The organism is Haloferula rosea, assembly GCF_016595525.1.
Lineage (GTDB): Bacteria > Verrucomicrobiota > Verrucomicrobiia > Verrucomicrobiales > Akkermansiaceae > Haloferula > Haloferula rosea.
The window spans coordinates 159,857-180,366 of the sequence record NZ_JAENII010000005.1; the positions used below are offsets into that span (position 1 = coordinate 159,857).

Below are 20,510 nucleotides of genomic sequence, written 5' to 3' on the forward strand. Positions count from 1 at the left end.
CATTGGGATTTGTTAGGGTTTTTACGCATCGCTTGTTGGGGCGCCGTGGAATCCCGGGCCGAGGGGAGCGCCAATCCTTTTGAACTCAATCGATCGACCTACCCGACCCGGTGCGCGGGGGATGGTGGGGAGGTGAAGGACAAGGGATCGCGGGCGATCGGAAAAATCGGGGGTTTTTGGCGAAATTTGCTTTGCCAACGGGCCTCGAACCCCTTTTAGTCCCCGCCCGCGCGAGCCTGCCGAACCGCCGTAGGTCCTCCGGGCACTCTGCTTCATTGCAGGACTGTCATGCTCGTCGGAGGGAAACCCGGCAAATCGAATCCAACCATGTCTGAATCCACGACCAAACTGTCTCGTTTCGAGATCCCGAATCGTCTCGTCCGCAACGAGGAAACCGCTACCGACGTTTTTGCTGAATTCACCGCCGAGCCATTCGAGCGGGGATACGGCCACACCCTCGGTAACTCCCTTCGCCGCGTCCTTCTCGGATCGCTGGAAGGTGCCGCCATCACGTCTGTGCGTATCGCCGGCGTTCAGCACGAATTTTCGAGCCTCCCTGGTGTGGTTGAAGATGTCACTGACATCATTCTCAACCTCAAGAAGGTGAAGTTCAAACACCACGACAAGGAGTCCCGCATCCTCACCATCAAGGTGGAGAAGGAAGGCGTGGTCACCGCGGGTGACATCAACGACGACAACATCTACGAAGTCGTCAACAAGGATCAGGTCATCTGCCACCTCGACAAGAAGGTGAAGTTCGACTGCGAGTTCGAAATCCGCGTCGGACGTGGGTTCTCCACCGGTGACGAGAACAAGCGTAAGGATCAGCCGATTGGCGTGATCGCGATCGACTCGATCTTCTCGCCCGTGACCCGTGTGAAGTATGCCGTGGACGCGACTCGTGTGGGTCAGATGACCGACTACGACAAGCTGGTCCTCGACATCTGGACCGACGGTCGCATCACTCCCCAGGACGCACTCCTTCAGGCGTCGGCCATCCTTCGTCACCACCTCGACGTGTTCGTCAACTACGACGAGAACGCCGTGGACTTCGAGGAAGCACCTGCGGAAGCAAGCGAAGAAAACGCTGCGCTGAAGAAACTTCTCAACATGTCGGTGAACGAGATCGAGCTTTCGGTCCGTGCCGCCAACTGCCTCAACAACGCCAACATCACATCCGTGGGTCAACTGGCGATGAAGACCGAGGCGGAAATGCTCAAGTACCGCAACTTCGGTAAGAAGTCGCTGAACGAGATCAAGGACAAGCTCTCCGAGCTTGGTCTGGGCCTCGGCATGTCGCTTGACCCATCACTTCTGACCGGCCCTGTTGCCGGTGGTGCGGCTCCACGCCTGGGCGTGGAAGATGAGGCCCCGGTGGGCCTTGCCGATCTGATCGCACAAAACCTCGACGACTAATCCTAAAGGGAGAATCCCAATGAGACACCGTAACAAAACTGCCAAGCTCAAGCGCACTGCCGAGCACCGCCGCTCGCTGCTTGCCAACCTTGCTTGCAGCCTGATCGAACACGGACGTATCCGTACGACCCTTGGCAAGGCCAAGGCTCTGCGTCCTGTGGCTGAAAAACTCGTGACCCTGGGCAAGCGTGGTGATCTTCACGCACGCCGTCAGGCCGTCGCATTCCTTCGCCACAAGGATGTCGCCAAGAAGCTTTTCGAGGAAGTTGCTCCTGCTGCAGCGGACCGTCCGGGTGGCTACTGCCGCATCACCAAGCTTGGTGCACGGATGACCGACGCGGCTCCGATGGCATTCATCGAGTGGGTTGATCTTCCTGCTGGCGACGAGGACATCGAAGCTGTCGACGCGGAAGCGGAGGAGACTCCAGCTGCCGAAGAGACTGCTGAGAAGGCTGAGGCCAAGGCCGAGTAATCGGACTGCCGATTCACGATTTACAAGCACCCGTGGGGAAACCCGCGGGTGCTTTTTTTCGTGAGGAGTCCGTGACCCGGGTGCCGACGGAGGTGTCCCGCCCAGACGGGTCTGTGGGGCGGAGTCCTCAGCTCCTCAATGGCCGGCGCAGTGGTCGCAGCGGACCCATCCGGAATCGCCGCTGGTGAAGAACTCCTTCTTCCAGATCGGCACGCGTGATTTCACCTCATCGATGATGTAGCGGCAGGCATCGAAAGCGGCATCGCGGTGGGCGGAGGAGACACAGACCACCACGGCGAGGCCGCCTATTTCGATGGGGCCCGTCCGATGGCTGCACACGGCGTGCAGCAGTTCGAACTTCTCGGTCGCTTCGGCAAGGATCCGGTGGCCCTCCTTCTCCGCCAGCAGTTGGTAGGCTTCGTATTCGAGGTGTTGGACTTCATGGCCTTCGTGATGGTTCCTGACCCATCCTTCGAAGCTGCAGAACCCGCCGGCAGCGGGGTCGAGCACCTGATCTCGCAGGGCGCTTGGATCGAGGGGGTCTGGTGTGATCGTGAACATGCGTCGGGAATGAACGGAGGGCGTTGATCAACCGCCTGCGACCGGCGGGATGAAGACGATTTCGTCGCCGTCCTGGATCGGGGTCGACCAGTCGCAGAAGTCGCCGTTGCGGGCGCATCTGAGGGCATCGAGATCAAGGGGCAGGCGATGTTTGAAGCGCAGCTCTTCGTAAAGGCCGGCGCAGCTGTGGGCCCAGGATTCAACCTCTTCCTCGTCGGTCCCTCGGGACTCCCGGAGTTTGGCAAAGTAGAGGGTGCGCACGGTTTTGCGGGCGCTGCCGTGGGTCAGCTTGGCGAATGCTTCGTCGAGGTCGGCGGGCGTATTGGCATTGTCGAGGGCCACCGGGTTGCCGAGCTCCAGCAGGGTTGGACTCAGCGACTCGAGAAAGTGGCGGGCACAAAAGTCCCCTGCGTCGAGCTTCGTCTGGGCCAAGGGGAGGCTGGAAGCCTCGTAGATGGCACAGAGGGGTTCCGGGCGTCCATCGATGCGATTCGGATAGGCGGTCGCCATGGCCGCGGGGTCACGGCCATCGAGCAGAGCAGCCAGAGTGGGGCGGTCGATCAGGAAATGGTCGCAGCCGAGAAGCAAGACGGGTTCGTCGGGGTGGCGCGCACAGAAGCTGGCGAGGGCGCCAAGCGGGCCGTCCCCGGGGTTGAGGTCGGGGAGGGTATGGGTGCCGTCGGGTGCGGTGTCAGGGTCGTTGGTGGAAAGGATGACATCCGGGACGACCGATCGAGCGAGGGCGAGGATGTGGTCGAGCTGACGGGTGCCGTCGGGGCGCTCGATGAGTGCCTTGTTCCGCCCCATGCGTTTGCTTTTACCGCCGGCGAGGATGAGAGACTTCATGGTGGGTCGCTGGAGTTTGAGGGGCGAGCTGAAGCTCGCGGTCCGGATGAAGGATTGGGCTGGGGGTTGAGGGGCGAGCTGAAGCTCGCGGTCCGGATGAAGGGTTGGGCTGGGGGTTGAGGGGCGAGCTGAAGCTCGCGGTCCGGATGAAGGGTTGGGCTGGGGGCTATGGCTCGGGGTCCGCTTGATAGTCGGATTTGCCGCCGGCTTTCTCAAGCAGCCGCAGATCGGTGATGGTGATGCCCTTGTCCAGCGCCTTGCACATGTCGTACAGCGTCAGGGCGGCGATGTTCACGCCGGTCAGGGCTTCCATCTCGACGCCCGTCTTTCCAGTGGTTTTCGCGGTGCATTGGATGGTCGCGGTCCGCCCTTCGAACTCGATGTTGATCTTGATGCTGTCCAGCGGCAGTGGGTGGCACAGCGGGATCAGGTTGCTGGTCTGCTTCGCGCCCATGACTCCTGCGAGGATGGCCGTTTGGAAGACGGGTCCTTTCTTCGAGACCAGGTCCTTGCCGTCGAACTGGGCGGCAACCGCCTCGTTGACATGGACTTTCGCTTCGGCGGTGGCGGTACGTGCCGTGACTTTCTTGGCCGACACATCGACCATGGACGCACGGTTGGCGTCGTCGATGTGGGACAGGGAATCCGGGTTCATGTTAGAGTGCGTAAGGATAGTAGGTGAGAGCCGCGCTTCTGGAAAAACTGCTGACGGGCGGGACTTCCAATACGCCGGTCGAAGGCGAGATCGAGATGTAGTCGCCCGAGTTCTGCGGCGGGTGAAGAGTGGTCTTCTTCCCCGTGGCGACGGCGACCGGTGCCAGCCAGGTCAGGTGTTCGAGTGGCTCAAGTGAATCCGGGGCCCGCAGGAGGCGGGTGGGGGGTGCCAGTCCCTGGAGTTGATGAAGTGCGGGACGGACGAAGCGCGCGAAGGTGGCGAGTGCCGAAACGGGATTGCCGGGAAGGGCGAAGACATCCGGTGGGCCGGGCCAGAAGGCCAGCGGTTTGCCGGGGCGTAGCGCGATTCCGTGGAAGGCGGGCTTTCCGAGACGGGCATCCAGCAGGCGGCGGACGAAGTCTTTTTTCCCCTTCGAGATGCCGCCGGAGATGATGAGCAGATCGACGGATTCCATGGCCTGCTCGAGGAGGGTGGTCAGGGCGTCTTCGTCATCGGGCCCATGCTGGTGGAAATTGAGGGGCAAGCCGAGCATGCTGATGAGAGCTGCAAGTGTCGGTCCATTCGACCTGCGGATCTGCCACGGTTTCGGGGTGGCGGCCGGGTGGATGGCCTCATCTCCGGTCGTCAGGATGCCGACGCGGGGAAGCCGTGGGACAGTCAGGCTGTTCTGGCCAACCGAGGCCGCAATCGCGACTTCCGGCGCACCCAGGGTGGTTCCGGCGGGGATGAGGATGTCACCCTCCTTGGCATCGGAACCAGCCTTATGAATGAACTGGCCGGGTTTGAAGCGCGAGGTGATGCGGGAATGGTCGTCGGCGAGGGATTCGTAGGGGACGACGGTGTCGCAGTCCTCCGGAACCATGGCTCCGGTCATGATTTCCCATGCTTGTCCGGCCTCCAGGGCATCCGGTGGCGGATCTCCCGCCGCATGAAGCCCGGCAATCTCGATCTTGTCCGGATTGATCGAAGAGGATGAAAACGCGATCCCGTCCATCATCGATCGGTCGTAGGGTGGGAGGCTCCGGTCGGCGAGGACGGGGGAGAGCAGGCGTCTTCCGATGGCGCGCGAGAGGGTTGCCCGTTCCGCAGGCAGGGTAGTCATGGATTCCCGAATGCAGGCATCCGCTTCGGCAACAGAGAGGAGATCGGCCACGGAGCGAGGATGGAGTCTCGGCGGGCTTTCGCCAAGCTTCCTCGTTCGTGGTGTGGATGGAAAACATGACGGGAATTCATTTCCCCGCTGACGGGTTCTCAGGCATGTTCATGGCCGTGAAGCGTCCCAACGATCGACTCGGCCGAAGCCTGAGGGATCTGCGCATCTCGGTGACGGATCGATGCAATTTCCGTTGTCGCTATTGCATGCCGATCGAGGAGTTCGGGCCGGACCATGAGTTCGTGCCCAGGGATGAGTTGCTCAGTTTCGAGGAGATTGTGCGTCTGGTCACGCTGAGTGTGCCATTGGGTGTGGGGAAGATCCGCCTGACCGGTGGTGAACCGCTGATGCGGCGGGGAATCGAAGACCTGGTGGCGATGCTCGCGGCGGTCGACGGGGTCGAGGATCTGGCGATGACGACCAATGGCGTGCTGCTCGCCCACCGCGCCGAAGAACTCGCTTTGGCCGGATTGAGCCGGGTGACCGTTAGTCTTGATGCCCTTGATCCCGAGCGGTTCGCCCGGATGAATGGGGTGGGAGCTAAGGTGGAGCGGGTGTTGGCTGGTGTGGAGAGTGCCCGGGCTTTCGGGCTTCCGGTGAAGGTGAATGCGGTCGTTCAGCGGGGTGTCAACGAGGAGGAGATCCTGCCGTTGGCACGATGGGCGAAGGAACAGCAGGTCGATCTACGATACATCGAGTACATGGACGTTGGAGAAACCAACGGCTGGGAGATGTCGCAGGTCGTCGGAGGGAGGGAGATCCTCCAAAAGCTGGCTGAGGAGTTTTCGTTGGAGCCCGTGGATCCTGCCTATCGGGGGGAAGTGGCCAAGCGGTGGCGCCATGCCGATGGGTCATCCGAGATTGGCGTGATCACCTCGGTGACCCAGCCATTCTGCGGGGATTGTCATCGGGCGAGGATTTCAGCCGAGGGGAAGATGTTTACCTGTCTCTTCGCCGGTGAAGGACACGATTTGCGGGGGCTTCTTCGAGGGGAGGCGGATGATGATCTGATCGCTGGCGCGATCGCCGGGATCTGGGGCCACCGGGATGACCGATACTCTGAACTGAGGGGGAAAGTCGTCCAGCCGAAGGCGGAGATGAGCTATCTGGGAGGGTAGGAACTGCTGGCGGCCGAGCGCTCGGGTCCGCGCTGCACCAGCCGACGATGGGGTCAGGAGGTCGGCTCCACTTCGACTGGTCCGCAAGAGAGTCTGCCGGACTCAAGGATGCGGCAGCGGAGGCCGCCATGTCCCTTCATGAGCTCTTCGGTGCCGGGTTTCCCGCATGCTTCATCCATCCAGTAGCACGGCCGGCATTCCTCGCTGCCTTCCAGAAGAATGCCGCCGATCCTGAATTGCCTGCCGATGAGTGTGTTGAGGTCGAGACCTTCGATGACGACATTGCGGCGGAATGCTTCCGCTGGCAGATCGCTCTTGCCCGCATGCTCGCGCACGGCCTCGATGATACGCACATCGATGAAGGTGATCTGGCCCTTGTAGTCGTCCTTCCAGTCGAAGAAGCGATCACCCTGGATGCCCCGGCCTGCGATCAACTCGATGCGTTCATGGCTCTCGATCGGGTGGGTTCCCGCGGGCTTGCCATGATGGCCATAGTAGTTGTGTCCGGGTGAAGTGAACAGGTGGTGAATGGTGGCCATCGTCGTTCTGGGTCGCTGATTCGACCGCGCGGATTTCCAGATGCGCGCCGGGTCGCTCCACGCTTTGTCGGTGAGGGCGGGCTGTCAAGGTCCCGAGCGGTTCCGTGTCAGACTTCCAGACGTGCGGCGCAGGCCTTGTAGTTCGGCTGGCGCGAGTGCTTGTCGAAGGACGGGTGAGTCAGCCGATTCACTTCCGGATAGTGCATGGGAAGGAACAGCTGGCCGGGTTGCACGGTGGGGGCGAGATAGGCGCTGGCCTTCATGGATCCGCGGCGGGATCGCACGGTGATGACCTGATTGTTCAGAATGCCCAGCCGTCGCGCGTCACGCGGATGGATCTCGACGTAGGCTTGGGCGGGATAGAGTTTCCTGAGGATGTCAGATTTCCCGGTCCGGGTCTGGGTGTGCCACTGGCTGCTGGTGCCCCGTCCGGTGAGCAGAGTGAAGGAGAACTCGTCATCGGTCGGTTCCGGGAGCGGGGCGGGAGCGGAGAAGAGCAGTCTTGCCTTGCCATCAGGGTGATAGAATTGGCCGCTCTCGAAGAGGCGACGTTCGGCGGAGGGGTGAGGATCCGCATCGGATTCCGGGTAGGGCCACTGGATGCCTCCGGACTCGTCCAGGTGGTCGTAGTCCCGGATGCCGGTGATGTCGCAGGGGCGGCCCTGGGTGAGATCCCGCAGCAACTTGAAGGCGGCCTCCGGATCGGTCCATTGCTGGAACATCCCGCCGCAGCCCCAGGACTGCGCGAGCAACCTGAAGATCCGGAAATCGGTGAGGGCCTGCCCCGGTGCCTTGCGAACCGGTCGGATGGGGGCGAGGCGTCGCTCGGAGTTGATCAAGCAGCCGGTCTTTTCCCCCCAGCCGGCGGCCGGGAGGTAGAGGTCCGCGATCTCGGCGGACTCGGTGGAGTGATACATGTCCTGCACTACGAGGAAATCGAGCTTTTCGCGCAGCGCGGAGAGGCGTCCGCTGTTGATCCACGAGTGGAAGGGGTTGGTGGCGACGACCCACAGCGCCTTGATCTTCCCGTCTTCCGCGGCGCGCAGGATCTCATCGTAGGCAAGGGAGGGATCCGAGGTGATCTGTTCGATCGGAATGCCCAGTCCCACCGACACCTTGTTCCGGTGGTCTTCGTTGGCGAAGTCGTGTCCTCCTACGAGGGATGTCGTATTGGAGAACAGACGCGATCCCATCGCGTTGCATTGGCCGGTGATGGAGTTGGCGCCGGTTCCCGGTTTGCCGATGTTGCCCGTGATCAGGGCGAGGTTGATCATTGCCTGAGCGGCCCGGACGCCTTCGTAGGACTGGTTGATTCCCATCGTCCACCACCAGGAGACGCGCTTGCCGGGCTCCGAAACGAGCCGCGCGACCTTCTCAATGGTGGCCGCTTCGAGTCCGGTCTGGTGGGCTGCCTGCTCGGGGGTGCGGTGTTGCACGAAGGCGGCGAAGTCGTCGAAGCCTTCCGTGTTTTTTATCGCATCGTAGTCGATCCGTCCGTCGCGGATGATGCAGTGGGCCAAGGCGTAGTAGAGGGCGAGGTCGCCCTTCGGCTTGATCGGCAGGTGAACGGTGGCGGCCTGCGCGGTTTCGGTGGCCCGGGGGTCGATGACGATGATCTCCGGACTGCGCTTGTTGCGCATGATGCGCTGCCATAGGATGGGGTGCGCGATGGCGAGGTTGGCGCCGCTGAGAATGATGACGTCGCTTTCTTCGAAGTCCGCATAGGTGTAGGGCGGGGCATCGAAGCCGAACGATTGTTTGTATGCGGTCACGGCAGTGGCCATGCACTGCCGTGTGTTGGCATCGCCGTGCAGGAAGCCCATGCCGGATTTCCAGAGCAGGCCGAGGAAGGCCATTTCTTCGAAAGGGATTTGTCCGGTGGAGAGGAATGCGGCGGCATCGCGCCCGTGTGTCTGTTGGATCCCTTTGAGGCGGTCGGTGAAGGTGGCGATGGCGGTGTTCCAATCGACGGGTTGTCTGCGACCGGTCGCAGGGTCCCGCAGGAGGGGGACGGTTCCGCGGTCGGTTGCGGTGAGTGGATCAAGGGCCTGCCAGCCTTTCGGACAAGCCATGCCGAGGTTGACCGGATAGTTCGCCTGGGGGCTCAGGTTGATCGCATTGCCTTCTTCATCGAGGTGGAGCTTCAGTTGGCACCCGGTTGCGCAGTAGCCGCAGATCGAGGTGGTGGTGGAGCTTGGGGTCAGTCGTGTCGGGACGTTGCCGAGTCCGAATGACCCCGGACTCTGGACGAGTTCGCGGGTGAGTGGCCCGGAGCTTTGCTTGAGAAGGGTCTCGATCATGGGCTCAGTGGGTGGGGTGGGCAGGGCCGAAGGTTCCGGGCATTTTGGGTGCCTGGACGGATTGGAAGAAGAGCTGGCGTTCGAGGATCTCGGATGCGAGCAGCAGCGGAAGGGCGAACCAGGGTGAGAAGATGACGGCTGCCATGGCGAGTGCGGCAAGGGCGAAGCGCCAGAAGGTGATGTTCCCGAGCGGTCCGAGTTGAAGGCGTGCGCTGTGGCGGAGTGGCGACCAATCGGTGTCGATGTCAGCGAGGCGCAGGACCCAGAGTTCCGGGAGGGTCTTGAAGGCGATGGCGGCGGCCGCGAACGGGCGAAGCAGCGGGAACTCGACGGATGCGCCGAGCAGGAGGAAGGCGAAGACCGTTCCGAAGAAGCGCGGAGCCGAAAGTGGGACGGCCCAGAGCGACCTACGGGTATCGGCGTAGATCATCACGCTGGTGAGAACGGCGAGCAGTCCGACGGGAAGGACCGAGGCCTGCACGAGGATGGAGACGTTTTCCTTGAACGGGAAATCGGGAAGCAATGGCAGCGCGCAGAGAACCAGTGGGATGGGTGCGAAGAGGGAAAAGGCAAGGATTTCGCGGGACAGCCAGCTGGTTCTCAGGCCGAGAAAGAACCTCCAGGCCTTGTGAGGTTGTCCGAGGTGGAAGACGGCGGCAATCATGCCGGCATTGAAGAGGAGGGTGCCAAGGTAGAGAGGAGCGCTCGATGCGGTGGGTTGAAAACCCGCGCTTCCGACGAGGCCAATGCCGACGTGGGTCAGGACGAGCATGAAGACGAGCGGCCAGTGGGCATGCTCGGGGGTCAGTTGGTCGCGATCTGCCGCAACGGCGGTCGTGGGGACCTTCCTGCCGACGTAGCGGGTGGTGGGGAAGGTGATGTTCGACGACGGCAGCCCGGATTGCGGGTTGGGAATCGTGGATTGAAAGAGGTTCTTCTCGTGCTCGGTCCGGCGGCGTTCCGGGATGGCCGGAATGTTGGTCGGGACCTTGATGATGCGGATGGCCTCGGTCGGGCATGCCTGGACACAGGCAGGGGCTTCGCCTTCGGCCAAACGTTGGTGGCACATGTCGCACTTGCGCACGATGCCACGTGCCTCCGAATACTTCGGGACGTCGAAGGGGCACTTCAGGATGCAGTAGGAGCAGCCGATGCACTGATCATCCAGATGGCGGACGATGCCGGTGTCTTCGTCCTTCTCATAGGCTCCTACCGGGCAGCCGTGCATGCACTCGGGCGACTCACAGTGGTGGCAGGCGGTGGTGACGGTCTGTTGCCATGACGGGGCGGCTTCACCTCCCAACAGGGCCCCGGTGTCACGCCACGATTCGTCGTCGTCGAGACCGTTGAGGTTGTGGCATGCCGAGACGCAGGCCTTGCATCCGGTGCATCGATCGAGGGAGACCTCGAAGGCGTATTGCTCATCCTTGCCCGGCTTGGTCAGTGGGATAAGGCTCCGGTAGTGATCGGCGAGATCCGGCTCGCGGTCGTGGACTTCCGCGAACTTCGCCGCCGGTGTCTGGAGTCGTCCTTGCTCCGCCAGCAGATCGTCAATCAGGGTCCGCACCTCGCGTGAGGGGGCGGAAACCGTTGGATCGGATGGTTGGAGATTGGAAACCAATGGATGGGGCGGGCTGGGAGGGGACTCGGAGGAATTCAGGCGGCTGCTTCGCCGGTCTTGGCTTCTTCGGTCAGCGATCGGATTTCCTCTGGCGTGAGGCGTCGGCTGAAGGCGGCGAATGATTCGTTGTCCTCGCGGTTGGCGAGGTAGGCACACAGCAGCTTTTCGACCAGCGGTTGGATCTCGGTGGCAGGGATCGACTTCCAGATTTCCCGGGCGATCGCCTGTTGGTCATCCACACCGCCGCCGAGGACGATGTTGTAGCCATCGAGCGACTCTCCGGATTCGCTTTTCACCTTGGTGCCCATCATGCCGATGTCGCCGATGTAGTGCTGGGCACATGAATGGTGGCAGCCGGTGAGGTGAATGTTGATCGGCTGGTCGAGGATCATCCGGTCGGCGAGGTGGTTGCCGAGATCGACGGCGTTGCCCTTGGTGTCAGCCGCGGCGTATTTGCATCCGCGGGAACCGGTGCAGGCGATGAGGCCCCCCTTGATCGTGCTGTTCTGGTGGCTGAGCCCGGTTGCCTGGATCGCGGTGAGTGCGTCTTGGAGTTTGTCGTCGGGAATGCCGGGAATGAGGAGATTCTGCCACACCGTGAGGCGGATCTCGCCCCGTCCGAACTCATCGGCGATGTCGGCAAGGGCGAGCATCTGGGGAACGGTCACGCGGCCGACCGGGGTGAGCACGCCGACGTAGTTCAGTCCGTCGGATTGCGGATGGATTCCCAGATAGCCCTGCTTGTCCTTGGGCTTGGCGGGTTCGCATTTCTCCAAGGGGAAGTAGCGCAGATCGAAGGTCATCTTCTTCTCTGTCTCGGCGAGGGTCTTGTCGAAGCCCCATTCGTCGACGAGGTACTTGAGGCGGGCCTTCTTGCGGTTGGTGCGGTCTCCGTTCTCGATGAAGACGCGCATCAGGGCGGCGGCGACCGGGATGGTTTCGGCGGGAGTCAGGAGCACGCCGCAGTCGGAAGCGAATTGCTCATGACCGGTGATGCCGCAGAGTTGCATGCGGAAGTAAACTCCGGGCTCCACGCCTTCATCGTTCTCGCCGACGCGCACGGCATAGAACCCGATGTCATTGGTGTCGGCGCAGGTGGAGATGCCGCCGCCGGAGTCGTAGGAGATGTTGAACTTACGAGGGAGGCCGTAGAGGTCACGGTTCTTGAGGATGTAGTAGTGCATCGCCCGCGCGTAGGGGAGCACATCGATGAGTTCATCCGGATCGAATCCGGTCGTCGGGGTGGCGGTGATGTTGCGCACGTTGTCGGCGCCCGACCCCTGGGAGGTGAGTCCGAGGTCAGCGAGCTTCATCAGCACGTTGGCGCAGTTTTTCGGCTCCAGCTCGCGGATCTGAAGGTTGGCGCGAGTGGTCAGATCGGCGTGGCCCGGTCCCCAGTCCTGAGCCATCTCGGCCAATCCACGAAACTGATAGGTGCTGAGGGCACCTCCGGCGATCCGGCAACGGAGCATGAAGCTATCCTGGGCCGGAGCGACGTAAAACAGGCCGTGGAACTTGTAGCGGAAGATGTCGCCGTCCTTGGGGAACTCGTTACGGAGGCCGTTGGTCATGATGGCGTCCCAGCAATCGAGGCCATTCTGTTCATGTTTGATGAGTTCCTCACGGGAGAGCTCGTCGACCGGCGTTCCATGGACCGTTTCTTCTTCCTCGTGAGTGAAGCGTCCCTCGGCATCCTGGCCGAGGTGAGGTAGATTCTGTCCTTGGTTCAGCCCGGAAATGAAGGCCTTGAGGTAAGTTTCCTGCTCGTTGGTGAATCCGCTGGTGCTCATGGCAGTTGGCATAGGTTGGCATGATCATGAGCAGACCCTGTGCAATCCGGGGGAGAACCCCTCATGGTCTCCTCCAAAGGGATCATTCAAATCATGAATTGGATTCATGGAGGTGTCTGAACTCCATGAATCCCACTCTGGTTTTAGGCCGCTGAGTGGGCCTGGTTATCTTTCTTCTTCTCACCCAAGCCGCAGAAGCCCATGAGGTTCTTTCGGTTGTGGATGCGGGTCTCGCCCTTGAGGTGGGCGCGTTGTTCAAGGAAGGCAAGGAGGTGCTCGCGATAGGAGAAGAAAGCGGGGTCGGAGAAGACTTCCTTGCGGTCCCGCGGTCGGGGGAAATCAATTTCCATGATTTCCCCCACGCCGGCTTTTGGTCCATTCGACATCATGACGCAGCGGTCGGCCATGAAGACGGCCTCATCGACGTCGTGGGTGACGATCATGGCGGTGAGTTTCTCGCGAGCGAGGATGTCGATGATGACATCCTGGAGTTCCATGCGGGTGAGTGAGTCGAGGCGGCCGAAGGGTTCGTCGAGCAGGAGCACCCGAGGTTGCAGGGCAATGGCGCGGGCGATGCCGACACGTTGTTGCATGCCGCCGGACATTTCCCGTGGGTATTTCTTCATGGCATCGCCAAGGCCAACCACGGAGAGGGCGTGCTCGACGATCTGCTTCTGGGTTGCCTTGTCGGCGTGAGGGTAGATGTTTTTCACGCCGAGCATGACATTGCCGTAGGCCGTCATCCAAGGCATCAGGCAAGGTGCCTGGAAGACCACGGCGCGGTCCGGTCCGGGGCCGTCGATCTCCTTGTTGCCGACGATGATGCCGCCGTCGGAGATCTCGTTCAGGCCGGCGAGCATGGTGAGGATGGTGGACTTGCCGCATCCCGAGTGGCCGATCAGTGAGATGAACTCGCCCTGGCGGATGTTCAGATTGAAGTCCTCGACGACGCGGAAGTCTTCGCCATAGGGGTTCGGGTATTCTTTGACGAGGTTGGAGATCTCGACGAAGCGCGTGTTTTCGTGACTGCTCATGGTGCTTTCGAGGCGGCTTGGTTCAAGCGGCCGATTTTGGTTTTCCCGGCTGAGAGTGGCGGTTCTTCAGGCGGGGTGTGGCGGTCGGAAGGGCGAAGTCCTTGGGGCGGATGTCGGGCATCGGGACGATGTCGTTCTTGCGCAGTCCCTTGGACTCTTCGTTGAGGTCCATCATGAACTGGGTGATCTCTGACTTGAGTCGCATGAACTCGGGGTGGTCATTGAGGGTGTGGCGGTCCCGCGGGCGTTCCATCCGAACTTCGAACTCATCGGCGAGCGTTGCCTTCGGTCCCATGGTCAGGGGGATGATCCGGTCGGCCATGAGCACGGCTTCGTCGACGTCATTGGTGATCATGACGACGGTGCGTTTGTCGGTTTCCCAGATGTTGAGAATTTGATCCTGGATCTCCGAGCGGGTCAGGGCGTCCAGCGCGGACAGGGGTTCATCAAGGAGGAGGATCTCCGGGTCGAGCGACAGGGTGCGGGCCAGCGAGGCGCGTTGGCGCATGCCGCCGGACAACTCGTGGGGTTTCTTGTCCGGGGCGTGGTCGAGTTTCACCATCTTGATGTAGTGGTGAATCTTGTCGGCCTTCTCGCTTTTCGAGAGTTCCGGGAAGACGCGGTCGACGGCGAGCTTGATGTTGTCGAAGACCGAGAGCCAGGGCAGCAGCGAGTAGTTCTGAAACATCAGTCCGCGGTCGGGGCCGGGGCCCTGCATGGGCTTGCCGTTCATGGTCACGCTGCCCGAGCTCGGTGCCTGGAGACCTGCGAGCAGCGACATGAGGGTCGACTTGCCGGCACCGGAGAACCCGATGATGGCGACGAACTCCTTTTCCTTCACGGAGAGGTTGATGTTGCTCAGGACTTCGGTGCGGCTGGAGGCGGGGCCGAAGCCGACGTTGACGTCCTTCAATTCGAGAAATGACATGAGCTGGATGGGTTGGAGTTGGGCGGGAGTGGATCAGACCCCGGCGGCACCGCCTTCAAAGGAGACGAGGCGTTGGAAGACGATCATGATCCGGTCGAGCAGCAGGCCGATGAAGCCGACGATGAAGACGACGACGACCATCTTGGCGAACGAGTCCGAAGCTCCGTTGTTGAACTGGTCCCAAACGAACTTGCCGATGCCTTCCGAAGAGGAAAGGAGCTCTGCGGCGATGAGGACCATCCAGCCGACACCGAGGGAGATGCGGAGGCCGGCAAAGATGAGCGGAAGGGCGGAAGGAATGACGATCTTGAAGAGGCGTGACCAGAAGCCGAGCTTGAGCACGCGTGCGACATTCATGTGGTCCTTGTCGATGCTGGCGACACCGAGCGCGGTATTGGCAAGCGTGGCCCACAGTGAGCAGAGGGCGACGGTGCAGGCGGATGCGATGAAGGCGGGGTTGATGTCATAGTTCTTGAGGAACCATGCGTCCTCCCACATCCAGTTCATGAGCGTGCTGTCTTCCGGGGCGGGCACGTAGGCGCTGGCGATGATCAGGCAGATCGGGAGCCAGACGATGGGGGACACGGGCTTGAAGATGGCGACGAATGGAGTCATCGCCGCCATGAAGGTGGAGTTCAGTCCGCAGAGGATGCCGATGGGAATGGCAATGGCGGAGCCGAGGAGGAAACCGGTGAAGACGCAGAGGATGCTGCGGCGGGTTTGATACCAGAGCGTCTTGGCTCCGGCATAGTCGGAGGTCTCGGTTTTGACGAGTCGGGCCTCATCCTTGGCGATGCCCCTGGCGGTCTTGAACGCGTCGGCACCGGTCAGGGTGGTCAGAGTGGCGAATTCCTCGCTCATCTCGACCTTGGCGCTGGCGACCTTCTCGCTGCGGTTGTCGCGGGTGAGCTGGTCGACCTTCTTCTGCAGGAACTGCAGTTCTTCAGCGGCCTGGGTTTGAGCGTAGAGGGCTTTGGCCACATCCTTCGATTTCTCATCGCGGATGTCATCGATTTCCGATTTCAGGGCGCGGACCTTGTCCTTTTCCTCATCGGTCTTGCTTACGTCATCTTTGACGGCGGCGAGGAAGGCTTCGTAGGCAGCAGTGTCTCCGGGCGTAAGGGCTTCCGACATTTCAGCAAGTGCGGCCTTGCGCGACGCTTGGGCCTCCTTGAACGCGGCGTCGGTCTTCTTGCGCTCCTCATCGAGTGGGGCGATCCGGGCCTCAATCTTCTCGGCATAGGCGGCCTTCGTGGTTTTTACGGCTTCGGTGGTCGACTCCACGATGGGTTCAATGGCGGCGATGAGCTTCTCCGTTACCTCGAGTTCCGAGATTCGTTCGTTGCCGCTCATGAGGTAAGCTTCCTCCTTGAGGGCCTCGTATTCCGCGAAGGTGTCGATGGCGGAGTAGGCGAGGAGGGTTTCTTTCGGCGACGGGAGGCGGCCGGACTTGGTGTGGATGTTGTCGGACGCCTGGTTCCACGCGAAGATGAAGATCAGGATCGCGATGATCGGAATGATGATCCACTGAACGATCTTCTTGATCTGGACGGCGGGTTCTTCGCCGTAGCAGAGACGGACGACCGGGGAGAGGAAGGTCAGTCCGGAGAAGTCGATCCCCTTGAGAATGGGGTACTTGATGGTTTTCAGGAAATTCATGGTCAGCTCAGGTCACCGTTTCTAAAGCGATTCGATGACCAAAACTGGCCGGAACTCATCTTCATCGATGAAGATGATTCATGCATTCGATGACCTCAGCTGAATCGGCGGGCGATCTCGTCATCGTGGGCGATGACTGCGATCATTGTAAGTCCTTTGCAACCAGAGGGTTCCAGTGGTGCGCTAAGACGCAAAGACCTTTGTCAGCAGCTTGATCGCCGCGACCAGCAGCACGATGGCGAGTAGCCTGCGGACGGTGCTGGATGAGAAGTGGTAGCTGCCCATGCGCGATCCGGCGAATCCGCCGACGAGGGCGAAGGGCAGGAGCGAGGCAAGGTGCCACGGGATGGGTTGCCCGGAGACGCTGAAGCCGATCAGGCCGCTGAGCGAGTTTCCTGCGATGAAGACGATGGAGGTGGCGGCGGCGGTCTTCGGGCCGGCCCATCTGGCCATGAGGAGAAGGGGGGTGAGGAAGATTCCTCCTCCGGTCCCGGTCAGTCCGGCGAGCAAACCCAACAGTGCGCCGACGGGAAGGCTGATCTTGATGGAGGGGGGTGTTGGTTCTTTCTCTGTGGATCCTGACGGGAGGAGAAAACGGATGGCGGAGAAGGCGAGGACGACACCGAGGATGAGGCTGAGCGGCTTTTGAGGAATCGCGATGATGCCTCCAAGAAACGCGAAGGGGATGGCTACCACGAGGAAGGGCCAGGTGAGCTTCCAGTTGAGGTGCTTTCCCCGGATGAAATGCCACACACCGAACACCGAGACGCCGAGATTCATCATGAGTGCGGCGGGGCGGATGTCCGGAACCGCGATGCCTGCCAGGGTCATGGCGGCGATGTAGCCGGAGGCTCCCGCGTGGCCGACACTCGAGTAGAGGAACGCGAGGGTGATGATGGCGGCATGCAGAATCCAGTCACTCACGGCAACAGGCTGCTATTCGGGGGTCACGGTGACGCCGATTTCCAACTTCTGGGCGCCGCCTCCGTAGACCGTTCCCCGGATCGGGCAGATGTCGTGGTAGTCGCGACCGCGGGCCACGCGGATGTGGTCGGTTTCAGGAATGGCGTCGTTGGTGGCGTCGAATTCCGCCCAGCCGAGCTCGGGGACGAACACCGCGATCCATGCATGCGAGGCGTCCGCACCGATCAAGCGGGGTTGTCCGGGAGGGGGTTCGGTGCGCAGGTAACCGGAGACGTAGCTGGCGGGCAGACCGATCGACCGGAGGCAAGAGATCTGGAAGTGGGCGAAGTCCTGGCAGACACCGGCGCGCTTCTCGAACACCTCCATGACCGGGGTGCTGACGGTGGTGGCGGATGGGTTGAACTCGAAGTCCGCGTGAATCCGGTGGGTCAAGTCGGTCACGCCCTCAAGGATGGGGGTTCCTGGACGGAACGACTTCAGGGTATAATCCGCGATGGTGGGATGCACCGTGCAAAGCGGCGATGGCGAAACGAATTCGGCGGCTTCCAGTGAGCCAGGGTCGGAAGGTTGGAGCATCCGGTCGCGGACCGATTCCCAGGCCGGGGAAAGATTGAGACTCAGATCTCGTGGTGGCTCGATGAGGACCTTGCAGTAGCTGTCGACGACCAATTCTTGGTGGGGGGTGGTGAGCGAGAAGAAGTGGGTGAAGTTGTTGAAATAGTCGCTGTGATCGCTGAGGATGTCCGGTGCGGGATTCACCAGGATTCTCGATGATATCCGGCGCTGCAGCGGGGAGTCCGACGGGGTCAACCGGGCGAGGTGGTGGGAGTATGAGACGTGGTCTTCATACACGTATCGCGTCCGGTGATGAATGCTGTAGAGCATGGGCGGAAATCAGGAGCGGGTGAAGGTGACGTGCGTGAAGAACTCCCAGCCCAGTTGTTCGGCGACATGAGGCAGTTCCTTGCGGAGGCTCGCGACGAATCGATGGAGTTCCTTGATGGATGAAGCTTCCGACTTCTTGTCTCCGGACTGCAGGAACTCGGTTTCCAGATAGTGTTGGGCCTTCAGGATGGTCCGGTGGGGAGGCCGTCTCAGGGTGTTTTCCGACGAGCGGGGCAGTTGGTCGAAGTCGCGGTTGAGATCCGTAAGCTGATAGATCAGTCCGCGTGGGTTGGCCGGGTCGAACAGGATCAGGTCGAGGGCAGGAAGCGCCTGCGGGGCGCCTTGGTAGCGGAACCGGTAGGTCAGCGTGCAGTCGATCACCGAGAGGATGGCGTCCAAGGTGCTGGACGAGAGTTCTGGATAGGTGGTCAGGGCATGGTCGACCATCGTGACGATCCACGAAGTGCGTTCGAGCTTCCTGCCGATATTGAGGAAATGCCAACCTTGGGTCCGCGTCAGGTTTTCCCGGCTGGTGCCGTTGAAGGCTGAGTGCAGCTGGATGGCCTGTTGGAGGGTGCTCCGGAACTCCGAGAGGGTCGTAGGAGGGGCATGGCGCCCGAGGTCATCGAGCAGGCAGATGATCCGCCATGTTTCATTCGACAGGCGTTCCCGGGACAGGGAGGCGAGATTCCGCAGTCGGTTGAGGTTGTCGGGCAGGGTGTCCAAGCCGCTGGAGGGTTCTCCGGGCCCGGAGTGGAAAAGCGGAACCAGGGCCTGGAAGATCTGTTCCCGATCGCTGGCCTGTTTGATGGCTTCGTGAATCTCGGCGTTGAGGTAGTCGAGACTTTCGAGGGATTGCAGCAGGGCGTGGATGCCGGGGGGGAAGGTTTCGTCGGATTCGGCGATGAGCGACTGGACGATCTCCAGCAGGACCCGGGAGGCACACTCGGCCCGTTCCGAGTAGCGTCCGATCCACAGCATGTTGTCGGCCGCCCGGCTTGAAAGGATTTCCTGGCCGCGCCGGATGGTGAGACGCGATGGGAGGTTCGATGCTTGGAGGGCAGGTTTCGGATTCCTCGAAATCACCCACAGGTCCTTGCTGCACGAGCTTTCGTGAAGCGACAGTCCGGGCAGGGTGTCCGCGGAGGCGGCGCTGCGGACCAGCCCACCGGGCATCACATGGTAGTCGGATCCGTCCGAAAAGAGGATCATCCGGATCGCCACGGGTCGGGCTTCGAGGCCTTGGCCGTTCCAGCAGGGTGCGCAGGAGAATGGCATCTCCTGCTGGATGACGTGCCGACCCGGTTGGCGGGCGATCTCCTGATTGAGTTCCTCCAACTGCGTGGGGGTGAGGTCCCGGGTCAGACGGGGGCGGAAGAGGTTTCGCGTGAAGGCGCTCTTGACGACGGCAGCCGGGTCGCCCGGCCGGATCGGATCCGACGGTTGACCTGTCCACCGGGTGTTGATGGACGGGATGAGGAGTTCCTCGCCGAGCAGGTCGCGCGAGATCTGCGGCAGGTAGGGAAGGAATGCGGGAGCCTCGGCGATGCCGGTGCCGGGCGGGTTGATCACCACGACCGAACCGGAGCGCATCGCCTGGAAGAGGCCGGGGATGCCATGGTTTCCCTGGCTGGGTGACTCGAGCGGGTCCGCTTCGTTCTCTGCCACCCTGCGGATGAGCACGTGGACGGGGCGGAGTCCGCTGACGGTCTTCAGGTAGAGCCTGTCGTTGCGGACCGTGAGCTCTTCGCCGATGGCCAGATTGATGCCGAGGTATCTGGAGAGGTAGGCATCCTCGAAGTAGGTCGGGTCGCCGGTGCCGGGCGAGAGCATGACGACATGCGGCGACTCGATGGCGGCGGGGGCCCTCTCGAACAAGGATTCCCGCAGCTTCTGGAAGTACGATGCAAGCCGTAGAAGGTGGAGCCGTTTGGTGGCCCCGGGAAAGACGTTGTTCAGGATGATCCGGTTCTCCAGCGCGAATCCCGCACCATTCGGGGTCTCGGTCCGGTCGGCGACGACTGTCCAGGAGCCGTCGGGGCTCCTCGCCAGATCGAGGGCGTAGAGGGAGAGCAGCGGCCCATTCGTCTCGGGGAGATTGCGGAGCGAGTGCTGGTAGTTCGGTTGGGAAAAGAGAAGAGCGGGCGGAATGGTTCCGTTCTGCAGCAGCTTGCGTGGGCCGTAGCAGTCGCGAAGAATCCCGTCCCAGAGTCGCGCGCGCTGGATGGCTGCGGTGCTCAGGCTTTCCCACTCGGCCTCGTCGAGGGCCAGCGGGATGGGGTCGAGCGCCCACCGTCGATCGCTGCTCGATTCACTCGAGAGCAGGTTGTAGGCGATACCATTCTCGTGAAGGAGGTCCTGACCACGCTTCCACGCGGTTTGGATGCCTTCGGATCCGAGGGGATTGAGTTCCGAGAAGACGGACTTCCAGGCACTTGAGTGGATCTCATCGAACCGGCCGGCCATGGGACGGTAGGATGAGAGCAGGGCAGCCGCGGGGTTCGGCGGCGGGCCGGATGACTGGGTCTGGCGCATTTCCGGGTACATCGATGTGCAATGACTCCCGTAGAGGTCCCGGGGCGGCGGGA

Annotated in this window: 17 protein-coding genes; 3 read left to right on the plus strand and 14 right to left on the minus strand. The window is 61.8% G+C overall.

Annotation, left to right across the window (positions count from 1 at the left end; genetic code table 11):
- Positions 1 to 327: 327 nt before the first annotated feature.
- Both JIN81_RS08615 and rplQ read left to right on the plus strand, forming a co-directional pair.
- Entirely contained in the window at positions 328 to 1,416 is a 1,089-nt protein-coding gene (locus JIN81_RS08615; RefSeq protein WP_200278527.1) for a DNA-directed RNA polymerase subunit alpha, read from the plus strand.
- 19 nt (positions 1,417 to 1,435) lie between these two features.
- A complete protein-coding gene (gene rplQ, locus JIN81_RS08620) occupies positions 1,436 to 1,888 on the plus strand; it encodes a 50S ribosomal protein L17 (RefSeq protein ID WP_200278528.1) in 453 nt (150 codons plus the stop codon).
- Between the two features lie 135 nt (positions 1,889 to 2,023).
- Here the strand turns inward: rplQ and JIN81_RS08625 are convergent, their stop codons facing one another.
- From JIN81_RS08625 to JIN81_RS08640, 4 genes are all read right to left on the minus strand, one after another.
- The gene (locus JIN81_RS08625; protein WP_200278529.1) at positions 2,024 to 2,449 is read right to left on the minus strand and encodes a molybdenum cofactor biosynthesis protein MoaE; all 426 of its coding nucleotides are present in this window, start codon (positions 2,447 to 2,449) and stop codon (positions 2,024 to 2,026) included.
- A gap of 27 nt (positions 2,450 to 2,476) precedes the next feature.
- Positions 2,477 to 3,295 (minus strand): NTP transferase domain-containing protein, encoded by an 819-nt coding sequence (locus JIN81_RS08630; protein ID WP_200278530.1) that lies wholly within the window; start codon positions 3,293 to 3,295, stop codon positions 2,477 to 2,479.
- Positions 3,296 to 3,461: 166 nt separating this feature from the next.
- Entirely contained in the window at positions 3,462 to 3,950 is a 489-nt protein-coding gene (gene moaC, locus JIN81_RS08635; RefSeq protein WP_200278531.1) for a cyclic pyranopterin monophosphate synthase MoaC, read from the minus strand.
- Position 3,951: 1 nt separating this feature from the next.
- A complete protein-coding gene (locus JIN81_RS08640) occupies positions 3,952 to 5,124 on the minus strand; it encodes a molybdopterin molybdotransferase MoeA (protein ID WP_200278532.1) in 1,173 nt (390 codons plus the stop codon).
- 65 nt (positions 5,125 to 5,189) lie between these two features.
- Between JIN81_RS08640 and moaA the strand changes: the two genes are divergently transcribed.
- Positions 5,190 to 6,242 carry a GTP 3',8-cyclase MoaA gene (gene moaA, locus JIN81_RS08645; protein WP_234044600.1) on the plus strand — a complete coding sequence of 351 codons (1,053 nt, stop codon included), beginning with the start codon at positions 5,190 to 5,192 and terminating at the stop codon, positions 6,240 to 6,242.
- 53 nt (positions 6,243 to 6,295) lie between these two features.
- Here moaA and JIN81_RS08650 read toward each other — a convergent pair whose 3' ends face one another.
- From JIN81_RS08650 to JIN81_RS08695, 10 genes are all read right to left on the minus strand, one after another.
- Positions 6,296 to 6,781 carry an MOSC domain-containing protein gene (locus tag JIN81_RS08650; RefSeq protein WP_200278533.1) on the minus strand — a complete coding sequence of 162 codons (486 nt, stop codon included), beginning with the start codon at positions 6,779 to 6,781 and terminating at the stop codon, positions 6,296 to 6,298.
- Positions 6,782 to 6,888: 107 nt separating this feature from the next.
- Entirely contained in the window at positions 6,889 to 9,081 is a 2,193-nt protein-coding gene (locus tag JIN81_RS08655) for a molybdopterin oxidoreductase family protein (RefSeq protein WP_200278534.1), read from the minus strand.
- A gap of 4 nt (positions 9,082 to 9,085) precedes the next feature.
- On the minus strand, positions 9,086 to 10,648 hold the full coding sequence (locus JIN81_RS08660) for a DmsC/YnfH family molybdoenzyme membrane anchor subunit (RefSeq protein ID WP_200278535.1): 1,563 nt from the start codon (positions 10,646 to 10,648) through the stop codon (positions 9,086 to 9,088).
- An 89-nt stretch (positions 10,649 to 10,737) separates the two neighbouring features.
- On the minus strand, positions 10,738 to 12,504 hold the full coding sequence (locus JIN81_RS08665) for a NirA family protein (protein WP_234044601.1): 1,767 nt from the start codon (positions 12,502 to 12,504) through the stop codon (positions 10,738 to 10,740).
- A gap of 131 nt (positions 12,505 to 12,635) precedes the next feature.
- Positions 12,636 to 13,526 (minus strand): ABC transporter ATP-binding protein, encoded by an 891-nt coding sequence (locus JIN81_RS08670; RefSeq protein ID WP_200278537.1) that lies wholly within the window; start codon positions 13,524 to 13,526, stop codon positions 12,636 to 12,638.
- Between the two features lie 22 nt (positions 13,527 to 13,548).
- Positions 13,549 to 14,454 (minus strand): ABC transporter ATP-binding protein, encoded by a 906-nt coding sequence (locus tag JIN81_RS08675; protein ID WP_200278538.1) that lies wholly within the window; start codon positions 14,452 to 14,454, stop codon positions 13,549 to 13,551.
- Between the two features lie 33 nt (positions 14,455 to 14,487).
- Positions 14,488 to 16,113, minus strand: a complete 1,626-nt coding sequence (locus JIN81_RS08680) for an ABC transporter permease (protein WP_200278539.1) — start codon at positions 16,111 to 16,113, stop codon at positions 14,488 to 14,490.
- 183 nt (positions 16,114 to 16,296) lie between these two features.
- Positions 16,297 to 17,037 (minus strand): sulfite exporter TauE/SafE family protein, encoded by a 741-nt coding sequence (locus JIN81_RS08685; RefSeq protein WP_200278540.1) that lies wholly within the window; start codon positions 17,035 to 17,037, stop codon positions 16,297 to 16,299.
- Between the two features lie 12 nt (positions 17,038 to 17,049).
- Positions 17,050 to 17,922 (minus strand): transglutaminase family protein, encoded by an 873-nt coding sequence (locus JIN81_RS08690; RefSeq protein ID WP_200278541.1) that lies wholly within the window; start codon positions 17,920 to 17,922, stop codon positions 17,050 to 17,052.
- Positions 17,923 to 17,931: 9 nt separating this feature from the next.
- Positions 17,932 to 20,457, minus strand: coding sequence for a circularly permuted type 2 ATP-grasp protein (locus JIN81_RS08695; protein WP_200278542.1), 2,526 nt, complete (start codon positions 20,455 to 20,457; stop codon positions 17,932 to 17,934).
- Positions 20,458 to 20,510 lie beyond the last annotated feature (53 nt).